Consider the following 15,752-nt stretch of genomic DNA (forward strand, 5'->3'; position numbering starts at 1 on the left):
TGCTTAACCTATTTGATCTGACATCCAAACTAAAACAAACAATCCAGGCCGAAACTATCATGGTCAGTGCTTAACCTATTTGATCTGACATCCAACTAAAACCGGAAATTTTCGTGGGCTTTGAAAATTTACGTGCTTAACCTATTTGATCTGACATCCAACTAAAACTGCGTGAGTTTTATGGCATTGAAGGAACATGTGCTTAACCTATTTGATCTGACATCCAACTAAAACTCGAGCTTCACTAATTTTGGTTAATCGCAGTGCTTAACCTATTTGATCTGACATCCAACTAAAACCTTGCTTGCACTGTTTTACTTGCTGCTGTCGTGCTTAACCTATTTGATCTGACATCCAACTAAAACTACAAGAAAAGCTCATGCACTCAGTTTTGAGTGCTTAACCTATTTGATCTGACATCCAACTAAAACACCAGTAGCGTTCATTCTTCAATTCGTATGGTGCTTAACCTATTTGATCTGACATCCAACTAAACGTGTTGATGGTTCGACAGCCCAAAACCGTAGTGCTTAACCTATTTGATCTGACATCCAACTAAAACGATAGTTTATTAAATAGAGAGGCACCAATGTGCTTAACCTATTTGATCTGACATCCAACTAAAACTGTGATTCAAATGCACCCGGTCCATAATATGTGCTTAACCTATTTGATCTGACATCCAACTAAAACAACGCTCATACTGATCATCAAACTTAGCGGGTGCTTAACCTATTTGATCTGACATCCAACTAAAACTTACTAATGCACCAACAACCTTACCGACAGGTGCTTAACCTATTTGATCTGACATCCAACTAAAACCGCATTTTTATCATTGGGTTCTAATTATGCTCATCATCGAACGCCACAAAATCCTCGTCAATGTAGATATAGTCGCAATTTGCAAACATATCCTGTCGACTCACTTTTGAGAATTCGATGATAAGAACTTCAATGTCAACATCTGCCACTACTTCGACCAAATTATTAATCTGGCTGACATCCAAGTAATGACTCAGGTTAGTAAATACTGAAAGTTGATGATCATCAACTTCCGTTAGTGTCTTCAATACGGTTTCAATTATATCATAGGGATGCTGCTTTATCTCTTCGTCATAACTCAGTTTGACCATCTTCATGATTGCCGGGATTGAATTCTCTGGCGAAACATTGAGTGGTAAGTCGAGTAAGAACGATCGGGACAAAACCTCCATTGCCAACTGCTGAGACAGGTCGACGAGACGCTGTTTCTCCTGATCAGTCATTAGCTTGATTAGCTGTTTCTGGACAACACGTTGAAACGTTCTGTCGAGGTCAATCTCCAGCATCGGGTCCCCATACCACTCACTGTGCGCCGCAACATCCAGTAACTCGTCAAAATCATCTGCCAAGTGAATTGTATCCAGCTCTAAGCGAAAGGCGTTCATCAAATCTGTGTACACTTTCGGCGATGCCGTCTCGACGACTAATGGTCGCTTGTTTGTAATGGTCATGGGTTTATAAGGATAATAAATTAATTTCATATCACGATGGTCCTCGCTGCCGAATTCCGAATATCTTGGCTCTGTTCACCAACAATAAAATTCATGGTTTGATACTGGGCCTCAGTCACCATCATGGTCTGTACGGTTCCAGCCGGCGGCGCAAACAACTTAATTCGTTTTTCCAAAAACTTCGCGGACTGTCGTGATGGACACACGCGCACATAAATCGAGTATTGCATCATCAAACAGCCCTCGTTGATTAGCGCCTTACGAAATTTACGGTAATCTCGCCGATTCTGACTCGTTGTCATTGGCAAATCAAACATGATCATTAATCGCATGACTCGATACCTCATTTGGAATATTCACCTCGATTTCAAATTCATCTAACTCACCGCTCAGATACCTTAAACAGCGATTGACATGTTCAGCTACCGCATTTCTTAGAATCGCTTGGCGGCCATTAATTGTCATTTCAAGATTGAGTAAGTCGACTAAGCCGAACTTTACATCAGGCGTCAATTCAGAGAATTTGTATGTATACACAAATTGATCCACAATTGGCCGAAATGGCTCCATTAAATCTGATCCCAGATTAAAGAGATTATTTTGGTTGTAATGATGAATCCCTAGAGCCGTCAAGTACCCATTAGCAACTATTTCACGATTAATAGCTGACAAGAGGATTGAATAGCCATAGTTTAGTGCGTCATTACGCGGATCAAAATCATCACGACTGAAATTGGGACCAAATAACTGCTGAAAATATCTGCGTGCCACAACGGCCTCTCGATTCGTGATATCATTCAACTCCAGAGCATCGAGCTCTTGCCCGAGATTACTGCCATCCAAGCCGAGATGATTGAGCACTTGTATCTGATTGGTGATTTTTTCACTTACAATACTCGTCCACATAATCTCAATTCGATTCTGATTCCAATTGTTTTGTTTCTGAATTGTTTGTAACGATTGCCTACTCGAATATTCATTCACCGTTTCCGTGATTGGTTGCCCATCCCGACCACAAAAGATGACCTTAGCTTCTCCTTCTGCCAGTGCAGCAATTGCTGCAGCGGAGATCATCACCTGTGTTGTGCCAATCAGTAAGACTTGAATATCATCGATTGGAATTCGTAATGTATCCTCGTTGGTTTGAACCACTAAACTGTGGCTCGCAACTGAGACCTTCGCATGCTGCGTCAACATAACCGTTCGCCATCCCATAAATCTCACTCCTTGATTTTCGCACTTTTGCATGCTATTCTATTTTTGTTGGGACGACATCCCCAACGTTTAACCTATTTGATCTGACATTCAAGGTTAAAATCAAACAAGGCTTCGGCCAAGTTTTATTCTTAGGGCTCGCTATCGAGCCATACATAAAAACACACCCGTTTCGGCGGGTGTGTTTTCTTTTGCCTATAAATCCTTCAGTGCCACCCGACGTTCAAACAATCCAGTTGGAGATTGGTAAATGATCTGGGCATCTTCTGAGAGCGTGATACCACCAGTACGAACCAGTCGACCTAACGCGCTAAGGCCAAATTCTGGAAATTTCTCCTCTCTCGAGCCTTTGCCGAGAACAATCATCACTCTCGCAATAATGGAGCGCTGATTCTGATCAGTGCGTGTCTGCTCATTGACTCGACCTACAGGTAAACTCGTAAACTGGTCCAAAGTGCCCAATAATTTCTGGCGTTGTTGGCGAATATTAAAGGCCAAGAAATATCGGTCGACCTGTTTCAAGATTTGCTGATAAATATCGGCCAGCGATGTCTCTGGCTTTTCATTGCCCTCTGGTTCACGCGTTAATCGTTGTTGACTAGCGCGACCCAACCAAAGCGATTGAGGATTCTGCACTTCCATATTTGAAATCAAGAAAACTTCACCATAATTTTGTCAGTAAATCGTTGTCCTAATGCAACCCGTGACAAAATCACATCGCCACTCTCGTACAACTTCTTTTTACTTGCACTTTGTTCAGCGTTGATAATGAACTGTTTGACTTGCTGCTTTAACATCGTCTGATCAGTAATACGATTCAGCTGAGACGCGATTGAGACAGGAATATTGAAAACCGGGTATTCAGTACCTTTTTAGTCTGTACCCGCATCACTGCCATATAGGCTGTCTTAGCGCTTGAATACCGCCATAAATATCTGTCGGTTTATCAAGCTTCGTCGGAATCAATTTGCGCTTTGTCGTATCACGATCAGGTCGGGGATAAATCGTCTGGTCAAAGAGGGCACTCATGTTCGTTGTGTTTTCCCAAACCACAGGTATTTTCTTATAATTGTAAATGGAATCGATGCTGTCAATCCAATCACTTACTTCAGGTAGCAACTCACCTTTTTGTCCTTATTATCTTTAGTTAGCCGCCGCAAAAAAATTCGTTGTCCCGTATTTCTTGGTGTCTCCGCGCTTGAATTCACCATAAGTGAAGAAGGGTTTTAAGCCAGCATAATGTTCCAACAAGTACTGTCCAATACGGGCAGCCAATAATGCATCAAACGCGTGATGATAATCATTCAACTCACGAACTTTGGGGAAGCCCAATTCAGAGCGCACCTGATGCGTCAAATTTGCCTTAATCGTCACAATCTGAATATCTGGCCACAAGCGATGAATGATTTGCTCAACCGTCTTAATAATCTGTCGCGTTTCAACTAGTTGCCGATTAATGAATCCCGGCGCGTACTTATCAATCTCATCACGTTGCATAACCAAATTACGGAACTTCCGGCCACTGATCAAACCGTTATTCTTCAATTGTTGCCAAAAAGCCCGTGGCCCTAGCCCGAAACGTTCAGAAACGAACTGATTACTCATCTCCGCATTAATATCTCTAGCTGTCAGTGCGCGATTATCCAGTGAGTCATCCTTTACCAGAGACTGAGGCAAAATATGATCAATTTGGTAACTACCCAGGTTTTCAATGTCTAATCGCTTGCCAGTATACATATCGCGTCCATTTTGAGTGAAGTATAGTACCAATCGGTCATTGAATTCTGCACTGTTTACAATTTGTGCATTCAGTTCTTCCTTAACCGCTTCATCGATGAAGCTCTGTGCGGCTTGTCTGTACTTTTCTTCCAATTGCTTGCTGCGGCTGACACTACGCCGCTTATTTTTTGCGGATCATCAGCTGATTCCAGAAATACCTGTTCGGGTAAAACACCGTGATTAGCGCGAACAATGTCGTTCATCACCTTGATAACCTTACGCGCGCCCTTCTTATCGGCAGGTGACAGGTACGCTTCATCCAGAATTTTTTCAACCTGTTCATCCGGCGTAAGTGTCTCTTCTGGTAAGCGATTGGCATCATACAGACCTTCTTGGAATTGTTCATCTTGCAGGATTTGCATGAAATTATCGCTCGTTGCCCATAATGCTGCCATCACGTTGGTGTGCTTGCTGGTTGGAATCTGCTGCAGTAATCGCTTCGATAATTTGCCCCAACCGGTGTAGCGAATACTTGCCAAGCGCTTGCGTTGCTGGGTCGTCAACCAGTCCACTGTCTTCAACTTATCAAAGAAAATCTGTGTGTCTTCAAAAATAGTTGACCATGCAATGATATCTTCAATATCATTTTGCCGTGTGGGGTCACTAATCGCTTCGGGTAAAATCTTGCTGTAATCAGCAAACGTCGCGAGACTGCTCATCATCACGTCTTCCTTAGCCAAACCGCCGATATCAGGTGCCTTATCAAACTCACCCATGGCCACTAAGGTATCTTGAAGATTCTTCTTGGTAATTGTTTTTCGCTGTTGATCAACAAATAATCGCTGATAGATAAATTGTTTTTGCTCAGTTGTCAGTGGATGTTTCTCTACACGAATATTATTCAGCTCATTGAGCACCTCAAATTGTTGGTACAAAATACTATGCTTCGGCAGGACATCTTCACCCAGGATATATTTATCTGTTGTCTGCATCCGCTGAATGAATCGATTAGCGGTTTTCTCCCGATCGACCACGTCAAAGAAATTCCATGGTGTCAATTCTCCATCGGCTTTACGAATCATCCAGGCAAACTGTGACTGCTTTTCCGTTACCATTGGCCCCACATAATAAGGCACCCTAAAGCCAATCAGTTCGTCAAGGTAGTACGGCAGGCGCTTAGCATCCGCCTCAACTGGATTTGGCGTGGCCAGCCATGGATAATAAGCTTTTTGATTCTCAATAATGGCATCAAATTCATGCTGCTGCATCTGATAAGGAATTTTGCCATTACTCAATGTGCGTTGCTTTAATAAAAACTCATCGTGTGAGATAGCGGTCATAACTGTGCGCGCGTCTGCTGAGTCCACACCTTCCAGTACCTTGGTCACACGCTTATAAAATGCATCTCTCGGATTTTGTGCGGCATGTTCAATATAGTCCGCATAAGCATCCTTCAGCTCATGGCGCTGTGTCTTATCAGGCAAACTGGCAATAACTTGTTTATACAACGCTAATTGTTTCTTATGTTGCGCATAACGCGCCATCATTGCCTCAGAGAAACCCATGCCTTCAGGAACAAGCGCGGCTAATACAGCAGCCGAATACATCTGATTAGCCGCATCAATCAGTGCATACCCATCCTCATCAAGATCTTCTTCATGCTTGAGTAAGAAATCATCGAGCTGGCCAAGCGGTTTGGTCCAGTCATTCTTGTCAGTACTCTCAATAGCTGTTGATGTCAATGTCGCTAAGTTAGCCTTCATGCCCACCACAGCCTTAGTTAGTGCTGCAATAAAGTCCTTAATCGCCTTACTCTGATTATCTTGAATATCCAGCAGTTGACTGGCCAATACTTTTTGCCGATCAGACTTGGTCTGTGATTCGTCAAACAAGACGCGCTTAAATGCATCTGATTGTGTCTCATCTGGCACGACCAAAGTTTCTAATTCAGGCAAGCCCGCCGTCACCGCAGCCATTCGTTGGAATTGATCAAAGAAATCGATTTGTTTAGCGTCAAAGTTGTCCGCGCCATCTTCGATTAAAAAGTGACCCCGATATTTGATGATATGATGCATCGCCAGATAAATTTCGCGGACATCAAATTGTCGCTTCTCGTGCATCAACTGGTAGCGCAGGTGATAAATCGTTGGATATTTCGCATGAAACTCTTGATCACTCATGTCTGACAAAAGGCCCTTATCCGCTCGGATCCCCTTTGGATCCAATGGCGAATCAGCTGAATACTTCTGCCGTAAAAAGAATTCTGGATCAATTGGTGCTATGTAGGGCTCAAAAAACTCTTTAAAACCGCAAGCGCCATTTGCGCCGCTTGATTCGCCGCCGTGTCGTCCGAAAACCACGTCGATCCGCAGCTGCTTCGCCACCCTTGAAGCGATAAACCCCGTAAACATTCTTGCCGCGCATTCGCACAAGCTTACCATTAGGGTCAACACCGGCAAATCCTGTCGAGCCTGTCCCAATATCAAACCCAATCGCATAATGTTCAACCATATTCCAACCTCCATCACTTATTCATTTATTATCTAACAGGATAAAACTGATAGCAACTCATTTTTAAAGCGCATTCTTAGCGACTTTTCTTCTTTTCCACTCCCAGAATATCTTTCGTGTAAAAAAAGTGAATGTTTAAATAGAATCCCAGCGCGCCAATGGCCCACATGATAATCAGCTCGTGTTTGCGCGAGAAGTCAAAGAAGAAGAAGTCCATCAAGATGGCACAGACATACAGCACCACGACAAACACGAGGTGTGTCAAAACAAACCGTAAGATTGCTCTCATTGGTCATCCCGTCCTTCCGTGTAACCGAAGTAATAGCCATCGTCGAATGCAGCATCCGGATCATCAGGCATGCCGCTGGGTGGCGTCCGCCGCACAGCGCGAATAAACAAATAGAGCCACCACGCGAGCCAGAAACTAAACATCCAGTCGCGCAAGCTTTCGAGACTGAACCGCTCATCCCCCGGTAGTGCGCTCACATGATGATGCAGCATAAACCAGCTATAGCGCCGAACCCACGCCATCACATTCGCACGGGTCACATCAGTCCGTGATAAGAACGCCGACACGTACCAGTTTTCAAAGTCATTGCCCACATTGTCGGGCATCCGAAAGAAGATGCGATATTTATCATCGACTTCCGCGACACCTAACGTTGCGGGACTCACATCATTGGGAAGCTCGACGATATTGCCAGATTCGTATTCGGATTGCAGTTCATCCTGCAAATCCGAATAGTGATCCGATTTTTTAGGATAACCACGCGGATGGGCGCCTTCACCTTGGCCTTTTTCAAGCGCCGATTGATAGCGATAATTTCAGCGCGATCGGCCTCGTTAAGATGCCGACATCATCGTGCACAGCACCACTCGCAGCGACCCGAGCCGCGGGTGTCATCAGTATGCCCACTAGGACAACGAGTAATCCAAACCATAATTTTTTCATTCACTTATCCCCCAGACAATATTTCACTTCCTGAGTATAACAAAAAAGCCCCTCCACATGGGAGAGGCTTTTTAGTGAGTTGCTTAGAATGCAGCAGGATCAACCTTGACACCAGGGCCAAGTGTTGATGTGACTGTCAAACTCTTGATGTATTGACCCTTAGCTGATGCAGGACGAGCCTTTACCAGTGTGTCATTCATCATCTTGAAGTTTTCAAACAACTTAGCATCGTCAAAGGATACCTTACCGATAGGTGCGTGAACGATACCAGCCTTGTCAACGCGGTATGCGACTTGACCAGCCTTGATATCATTAACAGCCTTGGTAACGTCCATTGTAACGGTACCAGTCTTAGGGTTAGGCATTAAGCCCTTAGGACCGAGGACACGACCTAAACGACCAACTTGGGCCATCATAGGTGGTGTTGCAACTGCAACATCAAAGTCCATCCAGCCGTCTTGAATCCGTTGAACTAAGTCTTCAGCACCAACAACGTCGGCACCGGCTTCTTCAGCCTGCTTAGCTTGGTCGCCTTGTGCGAACACAATCACACGAGCGGTCTTACCTGTACCGTTTGGTAAAACAACGGCACCACGGATTTGTTGATCAGCCTTCTTTGGATCCAATGCTAAACGGTAGGCAACTTCAACAGTTGCGTCGAACTTAGCAAAATCAGCCTTTTTAACTAATGCTAATGCTTCTTCTGGATTGTAAATCTTAGTAGCATCGACAAGCTTTGCTGCCTCGATATACTTCTTACCTTTTTTGCCATTCTGGGTTTTCCTCCTTGCAAATGTGGTCAACGGGATTATCCCTTCCACTTGATTTACTCAGTTTTCACTGATAATCCGGACTGTGATTTAGCCTTCGACAACGAAGCCCATGGACCGTGCAGTCCCTTCAACCATACGCATTGCAGCTTCAACGTCTGCAGCGTTTAGGTCTTGCATCTTTGTTTCAGCGATTTGGCGAACTTGATCCTTGGTTACAGTTGCAACCTTCTTGGTATTAGGTTCACCAGAACCACTTTCAACCCCAGCGGCTTTCTTTAAAAGAATGGCAGCTGGAGGGGTCTTCGTAACGAAGTCGAATGAACGATCTTCATAAACAGTGATAACAACAGGAATGATCATCCCTGGTTGGTCAGCTGTCCGGGCATTGAAGTCCTTTGTGAAGCCCATGATGTTAATCCCAGCTTGCCCTAAAGCAGGCCCAACTGGTGGAGCTGGAGTTGCTTTCCCAGCAGGGATTTGGAGTTTAACGATATTTGCTACTTTTTAGCCACGAGACATAACCTCCTTAAGTCCGTGATGTGGTTAAGATGGCCAGGTTATTTTGGCCTCCCACGCGCATGTCGAAACATACTTGAACAATTTAACATGATATCACATGAAATGCAAGGTGAATCCTGCGTCTTAGAACACTGGCCCGACATATGGCTGACTCGGTAGCGCGCCGAAATCGACGGTCGCAAGTGCGGCAATGTCGCGCGTGAAATAGCGCATGGCACCCTGGAACATCAGGTTCATTGCCACGTCCGTCACAGCGACACCGACAACGGGCATCTTGTTGGCATACGCATAGCCAATTTCAAATGCGGTCCCGGGATCAGTCAGTTGGTGCGCATAGTCCAGTACGGCAACCACGGCATCCGCTTGTTCTAGCCCGCCGACATCTTCATTAAAAACCAATTGTTGCCACTCGGGTGTGTTCTCGGTTAACCCCGCCGCATTGGTATGATGCATGGGGGCTAAAGACCGCCGTCACGGTCGGATTCTGCTCTAAGGCCGTCCGCACCTGTGCCAGGCGATCGAGTTGTTCTGGATCAAAAATGGTGCCGCTAAATAAATTCTCATCCTTAATCTCCCAGTCTAGTCCCACAAAAAGTGGCTGATATTGGCGTCAACCAATCGATTCTCGTGTAACAAGCTGTGCGCACCGCGTGGCCCGCGAATGACCAATTCCTGATAACGCGCAATCTTGCCCTTGACCAAGAACCGAATGGCAAAACTACTATTAACAGCAACCACCCCATCGTGACGGCCACCGATTAACAAGTCACCGGCAATGTTGAGCCATTCGAGTTGTGGCGGTAAGTTTTTGATGGTGGCCTGAAAGGTCGCATAGACCGGCGCGATGTGTTCAGGGCCGGTGCGGGTCAGCCGCCACGTCGAAATCGGCCCGTTCTCTGCCACTTCCAGGTCGTTGAGTGGCGCGCCCATGGTGACCATTTTGGCAACGGGCACTGCGGGCTGACTCAACATGTAGAGCACCGCGGTGACACCACCCATGGAGTGTGCCACCAGATTCACCCGGTCAAACGCCATCTGTTTCCTGAGTGCGGCAATCACGGCCACTAACCCCACCTGTTGGCGATCCGGGCGACTGCTCTTCTGCTGATAGATTACCTGTACCGCACTGTGATTGGCCGCTCGCAAGTGACCGCGCAGCTTGACGGTGCCATCGCGTTTGACGATTGCGACCACCTGCTTTTCCAGCATGCCCGCATGTGTCAATCGCAACAGTAAGTGACCAAACGAATAGCGATTGCCGTAATAACCCGGAATAAAAAGTGTTGGCACCAGATCTGTTTGATCACCGGCCAACACTTTTTTGGGATGACCCAGGAACCAGAAATCAATGGCCAACCCAATCATAATCAAGCTCAGTAACGCAACACCAAGCCCAATCATCGGCTACAGCTTGTCGACCTGATCGTAGTCGAGTTCAGCAGCTGTTTCACGATCAAACATGGTGATGGTGACACGTAACTTCAGCTTGTCCTTGTCATCTTCGGTAATCTTACCGGTCATGCCACTGAATGGGCCATCCACGATTGTGACGGTCTCGCCCACTTCAAAGTCCAAGTTGGAGTGACGCTTGCTCATACCTAATTCATGGAGAATATTCGTCACTTCATCAGGCAACAATGGTGCTGGCTTACTACCAGCCCCGTGAGAACCCACGAACCCAGTCACGCCAGGTGTGTTCCGCACAACGAACCATGATTCGTCGGTCATAACCATTTCGACCAGCACATACCCTGGGAATGTCTTCTTCTTTTCGATTTTATCCTTACCGTTCTTTACTTCGTGTTCCTCTTCTTCAGGAACAACAACACGGAAAATAAAATCGTCCATGCCCATTGAGCTCGCACGTGATTCCAAGTTTGTGCGCACCTTATTTTCGTAACCTGAGTAAGTGTGCAAGACGTACCATTGTTTTTCGGCTGATTCAACCATGACCATTTTCTCCTTTTTTCTGTCTCATAAATGAGGCCTTATCTTTCTTCAAAAATCGACGACAAAATAAAAAAACCGTCAACACGTGAGCGGTTTTTTCTATTACTAGTATACCAGATTTCGCTGAATCCACAATCTAAAAGATGAATCGATTCAAGACTAAGAGCAGTGCCCAATCGACAACTGCGAAGTAGATCGCAAATAAGATTGAAGTAGCGACAACGGTAAAGGTGTCGCGGCGAGTTTCTTTGGCAGTTGGCCAAGTCACTAGCTTCATTTCAGCAAATACACTTTTAATGAACTTCATTCGTAAGCCTCCAATCTTAACGCGTTTCGCGGTGTTCGGTCACACGACCACAATGTTTGCAATATTTGTTCAAGGTTAGACGTTCTGTACGGCGGGGATTCTCAGGAATGTAATAATTCCGTTGTCCACAGACTGAACACGCTAACGCCACTTTTTAACGGACATCTAAAACCCTCCAATCTTTACAAATTTACCAGAAAGTTGCTCATTGTGCAAGCCAACGCATCAAGTCGATGACAACAAGTACCAACACTTGGGCGAAAGCCACAGTGAGTAAGGTTTGAATGGCCGTAATGAAGGTTTCGGCCTTGCTCTGCTTGGCCAAAAATGTTTTGGTATTGCGCCAAACAATGGGAATCAACAATAAGACGGCCAACATCAATGGTGGCAGGAATCCCAGCACGACACCAACAATCAGAAAGGCAAATGCCGCTACCGGACACCACGGATAAATTTTGAGTGCTGTCCTTTTGCTCAGATAATACGGCAAGGTGTAGCGCTGATTCTTCTTATCTTGATCGAGATCACAGATGTTGTCCGCAAACATCACCGTGCCATCCAGAATGACAATCGGTAAGGCGACCAATAACAGTTGCAGAATCACGGCCAAGTTCCCATTGAAGCTGAAGTGACTGCCACTCAACTGCAGCATCACCGGTTGTGGCGCCAGATTGACGAAGACCGCAATCAAAATAGTGCCAAAGCCCTCACACATCCCGGCGAGAAATTCCCCCGTTGGCATCCGCGACAGTGGCACAGGACCAGCGGTATAAAAGATGGCCACAAAGACGGCCGCACCACCGATGAAGAGCAGGCTCAAGTTCGTACGCCACACCAAGATAACGCCCATGGTGCAGGCGAGTACTAGAAAGAACAGCATCAGTGCTAACGTCCTGCGCGGTGACAGATGTTCACGGCCGATAATGTTTTGCGTGTCGCGATACTTGATGTCTTTGGCCTTATAGAAGTCCTGGACATTATTGAAACCCGTCACAAACAGCGCAATGCTCATCTGACCGACAAAATAAACCAGTGTATTGATCCAGTTGAATTGACCGAACGCGAAGTAGGCATAAAAGATACCAAAGAGAAACGGCAACAGACTCGCTGCTTTAGCAGGCAAGCGAATCAATTCCAAGAAGAGTGGCCAGGTCAATGGCCGATAGGTTTCTGTCATCCCGGTAACCCCCATCCAATCAACATGGCAAGAATCAAGCTCCCATTCTCAATCACCAGCGTGCGCACGGCCGTCACAAAGGTTTCGGCCTTCACTTGCTTGGCAACGAATCGATTCGTGTTTTTGATCACCCAAGGCAGTGAAATCAGCATCAACAAGGTCGCCACTGGCAAGCCGCCCAACGCAACGACCAACACAATCACGGGATAGCCGACATAGGCCAAGAATTGATAGAGCACCAATCCCCATTTTTGCCCAGGTACATCGGTAAGGTGGTGCGCCCATTTTGAACATCCTCATCATAGTCGGACAAGTTGTTGGCCAGCATGACATTCGCAATCGTGGCCATGCACGGCACGCAGGTCAGGCCGATGAGAATCAGCGCCACAAAGTCGCCGCTCAAGTCGAATCGCGGCCACGTGATGGTCAGATTCAGCAATTTGGCTGCATCGACATTCACATAGATGGCGATGAACGGAATCGCTAAGCCCATGGTCACGCCGGAAAAGACTTCGCCCAGCGGCAAGCGTGACAGTGGCAATGGCCCAAAGGTGTAAAAAATCCCAATCCCAAAACAAACCGCCCCGATTAAGAGCAGCAGCCAATCCGTGCGCCATACCAAGATGAGCCCCAAGGCGGTGGCGATGAGCAGCATCACGCCAATCAACGCCGCCACTCCCGTCGGATTCAAGTGGGCACGGCCAACGATATTCGTTTGGTCACGGTAGGTTTGGTCCTTTGCCTTGTGATAGTCCATCAGGTTGTTAATCGCGGTCGTGGTCATATCAAACAAGAGCATCGCCACAAAGAAAATCGCGGTGTCGATGCCATTGAACTGCTGAAAATAAAGTGCCGCAAACAGTATCCCCACCAGAAACGGCAGAATACTGGCCAGCTTGGTGCGGGCCTCCACTAACTCCCAAAATACTGGTAACGTCATCGCTTATCCATCCCCAAAGCTTACTGCCATCTCCTTTGTTAATTCAGTGTTGCCATCTTATAGCCGGATCCTGACACCAGTTTGAACTTGTTCTTCAACCCACTGGTGATATAAACCTTCTTGTCTTTGGTAATAAAGACAGCTTCGGTATCCTTCTTCTTCTCGATATAAGTCATACCGTCTTTCAGGCCCTTATCAAATGTCGCCGTCGATAGGGCATCACCATCCACTGACTTCTTGGTGATGATTGAGACCCCCATCAAGTTATTGTCGAAAGGATACCCCGTCTTTGGATTCATCAAATGCATGTAGATCTTGCCATTCACCTTGAGGTAACGTTCATAGATTCCGGAGGTCACAATGGTCTTATTGACTTCTGGCACGGTTCCTAACGCGGTCCCGCGGGAGGACTTAGGATCTTGAATCCCGACATTCCACTTAGCATTCTTGTGCTTTGGACTGTTCCCAAGCACGTACAGATTCCCACCTAAGTCGACAATGGCGGTCGTCACACCAGACTTCTTCAAGGTCTTGACCACTTCGTCGGTGATAAAGCCCTTCGCAATCCCGCCCAAGTCGAGCGCCATATTCTTTCGCTTGAGGTAGACGGTCTGCTTAGTAGCATCCAGCGTTACGTCTTTGTAGTTGACCAACGGCAAGCGTTCATCGATTTCTTGTTGTGTTGGTTTCTTCGCATCGGGGAATCCAATGTGCCAAAGCGCCGTAATCGGTCCAATGGCCAAGTCAAAGGAGCCATCGGAGTTATCACTGAAGTACTTGGCATAACTGATTAATTTGTACACACTAGGCGTCACCTTGACGGGTTTAATCCCGGCCTGCTTATTGACCTCATCGACTTCAGAGCCTTTTTCATTGACCGTGATTTCATTAGCCAGCTGCTTGATGCGAGCAAATGCGGTGTTCAGTGCATCCTGTTTGCCTTTGTCATAGACACGCAACGTGACCACGGTCCCCATTAAGAACTGTGTATCTTGGTACGGTTGAGACACCATCTCGGGTTTAGGGGTGGCCTGCTTTTGTTGGCACCCCACCAAACCAATCACTAACAATAATGGCAAAAACAATAAGCCAATGCGTTTCATTCTTTTGACCCCTTTATTTGATTTTCGTACCTACCATACCAGATTATCATGCAAAGACGAAGGGGTTGCGACAGATCGTTTGATCTGCCACAACCCCTGCCTTATTGACGTTGATATTCAAATTGTGAATTATTCGCCGTAAACGATGTTATCAACAACGATCTTGTTGGTGTTACCAGCTTGAGCAGCGTTGATTAATTGATCAGCATACAGGACGAATGTTTGTGAACTTTCAGTTGCGCCAGAAACAACATCGACTTGTGCCGCATTTTGCTTCTTAACAAGTGCATCGTTCAACTTAGGAATGTATTCAGCAGGGCCGACGCCAGTCTTTGCCTTCATACTCTTTTCGTAGTTGGCATCCTTGGTCTTGCTCTTACCGTTCTTATCGACGTAGTCATAACCGGACTTGCTAATCTTGCCATCCTTGACTGTCATCGTGAAGACAACACGGTAGCCGTGAGAATAATTCTTTTCTTCAAGTGTGTAAGTGCCATCCTTCATCTTGTCAGTGTTCTTGATGTCGATGGTCTTTGTGTCGCCAGCTTGAGCAGCTTGAACTAATTGTTGGGCATAGTTCTTGAATGCTGCAGAAGAATCGGTTGCACCAGAAATAACATCAATAGCGGCAACGTTAGCACCGTTCTTTTGGAAAGACTTGTTGAGTTCTGGAATATATTCAGCAGGGCCCACGCCAGTCTTTGACTTCATGTTCTTTTCGTAGTCAGCATCCTTGGTCTTGCTCTTACCATTCTTGTCCACATAGTCGTAAGTTGTTGAGGAAATCTTGCCATCCTTAACAGTCATGGACATTTCAACCTTGTAGCCGTGATCGTAACCTGTTTCAGCTAACTTGTAGGTACCATCCTTCAAAGCGCCACCAGCAACTTGCTTTTGCGTTGTTGCGGCCTTGCTTGATGATGACTTTTCCACTTTGCTGCTGCTTGTCTTGCTGCTGCTTGAGTCCTTGCTACTGCTTGAACTGTTACCGCACGCTGCGAGCACCATTGCTGACATTGCAACTAAAGAAATACTAGTAATTGTTTTACTGAGCTTCATCCCTAAAAACTCCTTTATGTATAAAGTATGG

General features: G+C 46.1%; 18 protein-coding genes, 2 pseudogenes and 1 CRISPR repeat array. All 20 genes and pseudogenes read right to left on the reverse strand.

Annotated features, from left to right (window positions below; genetic code table 11):
• Nucleotides 1–66: 66 nt before the first annotated feature.
• A CRISPR array of direct repeats spans nucleotides 67–825; the repeat unit is 36 nt; unit sequence GTGCTTAACCTATTTGATCTGACATCCAACTAAAAC.
• Between the two features lie 20 nt (nucleotides 826–845).
• Nucleotides 846–1,526 (reverse strand): type II-A CRISPR-associated protein Csn2, encoded by a 681-nt coding sequence (gene csn2 / locus JCM17471_RS07885; RefSeq protein ID WP_054777450.1) that lies wholly within the window; start codon nucleotides 1,524–1,526, stop codon nucleotides 846–848.
• Nucleotides 1,523–1,828 (reverse strand): CRISPR-associated endonuclease Cas2, encoded by a 306-nt coding sequence (gene cas2, locus JCM17471_RS07890; protein ID WP_054777451.1) that lies wholly within the window; start codon nucleotides 1,826–1,828, stop codon nucleotides 1,523–1,525. Before cas2 ends, csn2 begins: the two co-directional genes overlap by 4 nt.
• Nucleotides 1,806–2,711 (reverse strand): type II CRISPR-associated endonuclease Cas1, encoded by a 906-nt coding sequence (gene cas1 / locus JCM17471_RS07895; RefSeq protein ID WP_054777452.1) that lies wholly within the window; start codon nucleotides 2,709–2,711, stop codon nucleotides 1,806–1,808. The genes cas2 and cas1 overlap by 23 nt, the downstream gene beginning before the upstream one ends.
• Before the next feature lie 195 nt (nucleotides 2,712–2,906).
• Nucleotides 2,907–3,365, reverse strand: a complete 459-nt coding sequence (locus JCM17471_RS07900; protein ID WP_054777453.1) for a Cas9 endonuclease PAM-interacting domain-containing protein — start codon at nucleotides 3,363–3,365, stop codon at nucleotides 2,907–2,909.
• 489 nt (nucleotides 3,366–3,854) lie between these two features.
• Nucleotides 3,855–6,814: pseudogene (gene cas9 / locus JCM17471_RS07915) on the reverse strand (type II CRISPR RNA-guided endonuclease Cas9).
• Nucleotides 6,732–6,941, reverse strand: a complete 210-nt coding sequence (locus tag JCM17471_RS14450) for a hypothetical protein (protein WP_054777457.1) — start codon at nucleotides 6,939–6,941, stop codon at nucleotides 6,732–6,734. Before JCM17471_RS14450 ends, cas9 begins: the two are co-directional and overlap by 83 nt.
• Nucleotides 6,942–7,017: 76 nt before the next feature.
• Nucleotides 7,018–7,230 carry a hypothetical protein gene (locus JCM17471_RS07925; RefSeq protein ID WP_054777458.1) on the reverse strand — a complete coding sequence of 71 codons (213 nt, stop codon included), beginning with the start codon at nucleotides 7,228–7,230 and terminating at the stop codon, nucleotides 7,018–7,020.
• The gene (locus JCM17471_RS07930) at nucleotides 7,227–7,676 is read right to left on the reverse strand and encodes a hypothetical protein (RefSeq protein WP_054777459.1); all 450 of its coding nucleotides are present in this window, start codon (nucleotides 7,674–7,676) and stop codon (nucleotides 7,227–7,229) included. Before JCM17471_RS07930 ends, JCM17471_RS07925 begins: the two co-directional genes overlap by 4 nt.
• 64 nt (nucleotides 7,677–7,740) lie before the next feature.
• A complete protein-coding gene (locus JCM17471_RS14070) occupies nucleotides 7,741–7,893 on the reverse strand; it encodes a hypothetical protein (protein ID WP_156321646.1) in 153 nt (50 codons plus the stop codon).
• Nucleotides 7,894–7,976: 83 nt separating this feature from the next.
• The gene (gene rplA, locus JCM17471_RS07935; RefSeq protein WP_054777460.1) at nucleotides 7,977–8,696 is read right to left on the reverse strand and encodes a 50S ribosomal protein L1; all 720 of its coding nucleotides are present in this window, start codon (nucleotides 8,694–8,696) and stop codon (nucleotides 7,977–7,979) included.
• 57 nt (nucleotides 8,697–8,753) lie between these two features.
• Nucleotides 8,754–9,158: a 50S ribosomal protein L11 gene (gene rplK, locus JCM17471_RS07940; protein ID WP_225354200.1), complete on the reverse strand. Its 405-nt coding sequence runs from the start codon at nucleotides 9,156–9,158 to the stop codon at nucleotides 8,754–8,756.
• A gap of 150 nt (nucleotides 9,159–9,308) precedes the next feature.
• Nucleotides 9,309–9,638 carry a nucleoside 2-deoxyribosyltransferase gene (locus tag JCM17471_RS07945; RefSeq protein ID WP_225354194.1) on the reverse strand — a complete coding sequence of 110 codons (330 nt, stop codon included), beginning with the start codon at nucleotides 9,636–9,638 and terminating at the stop codon, nucleotides 9,309–9,311.
• Between the two features lie 126 nt (nucleotides 9,639–9,764).
• On the reverse strand, nucleotides 9,765–10,586 hold the full coding sequence (locus tag JCM17471_RS07950; protein WP_054777462.1) for an alpha/beta fold hydrolase: 822 nt from the start codon (nucleotides 10,584–10,586) through the stop codon (nucleotides 9,765–9,767).
• Nucleotides 10,587–10,589: 3 nt separating this feature from the next.
• On the reverse strand, nucleotides 10,590–11,135 hold the full coding sequence (gene nusG, locus JCM17471_RS07955; protein WP_054777463.1) for a transcription termination/antitermination protein NusG: 546 nt from the start codon (nucleotides 11,133–11,135) through the stop codon (nucleotides 10,590–10,592).
• 136 nt (nucleotides 11,136–11,271) lie between these two features.
• A complete protein-coding gene (gene secE, locus JCM17471_RS07960; RefSeq protein ID WP_054777464.1) occupies nucleotides 11,272–11,442 on the reverse strand; it encodes a preprotein translocase subunit SecE in 171 nt (56 codons plus the stop codon).
• Nucleotides 11,443–11,458: 16 nt separating this feature from the next.
• Nucleotides 11,459–11,593, reverse strand: a complete 135-nt coding sequence (rpmG, locus tag JCM17471_RS13435) for a 50S ribosomal protein L33 (RefSeq protein WP_082395260.1) — start codon at nucleotides 11,591–11,593, stop codon at nucleotides 11,459–11,461.
• Nucleotides 11,594–11,647: 54 nt separating this feature from the next.
• Nucleotides 11,648–12,619: a UbiA family prenyltransferase gene (locus JCM17471_RS07965; protein WP_054777465.1), complete on the reverse strand. Its 972-nt coding sequence runs from the start codon at nucleotides 12,617–12,619 to the stop codon at nucleotides 11,648–11,650.
• Nucleotides 12,616–13,559 (reverse strand): annotated as a pseudogene (gene menA, locus JCM17471_RS07970) (1,4-dihydroxy-2-naphthoate polyprenyltransferase). The gene JCM17471_RS07965 and the pseudogene menA overlap by 4 nt, the downstream one beginning before the upstream one ends.
• Before the next feature lie 38 nt (nucleotides 13,560–13,597).
• Nucleotides 13,598–14,662 carry an FAD:protein FMN transferase gene (locus JCM17471_RS07975; protein ID WP_054777466.1) on the reverse strand — a complete coding sequence of 355 codons (1,065 nt, stop codon included), beginning with the start codon at nucleotides 14,660–14,662 and terminating at the stop codon, nucleotides 13,598–13,600.
• Between the two features lie 129 nt (nucleotides 14,663–14,791).
• Entirely contained in the window at nucleotides 14,792–15,721 is a 930-nt protein-coding gene (pplA, locus tag JCM17471_RS07980; protein WP_054777467.1) for an extracellular electron transfer flavoprotein PplA, read from the reverse strand.
• Nucleotides 15,722–15,752 lie beyond the last annotated feature (31 nt).

Source organism: Lacticaseibacillus saniviri JCM 17471 = DSM 24301, from assembly GCF_001311785.1.
Taxonomy (GTDB): domain Bacteria; phylum Bacillota; class Bacilli; order Lactobacillales; family Lactobacillaceae; genus Lacticaseibacillus; species Lacticaseibacillus saniviri.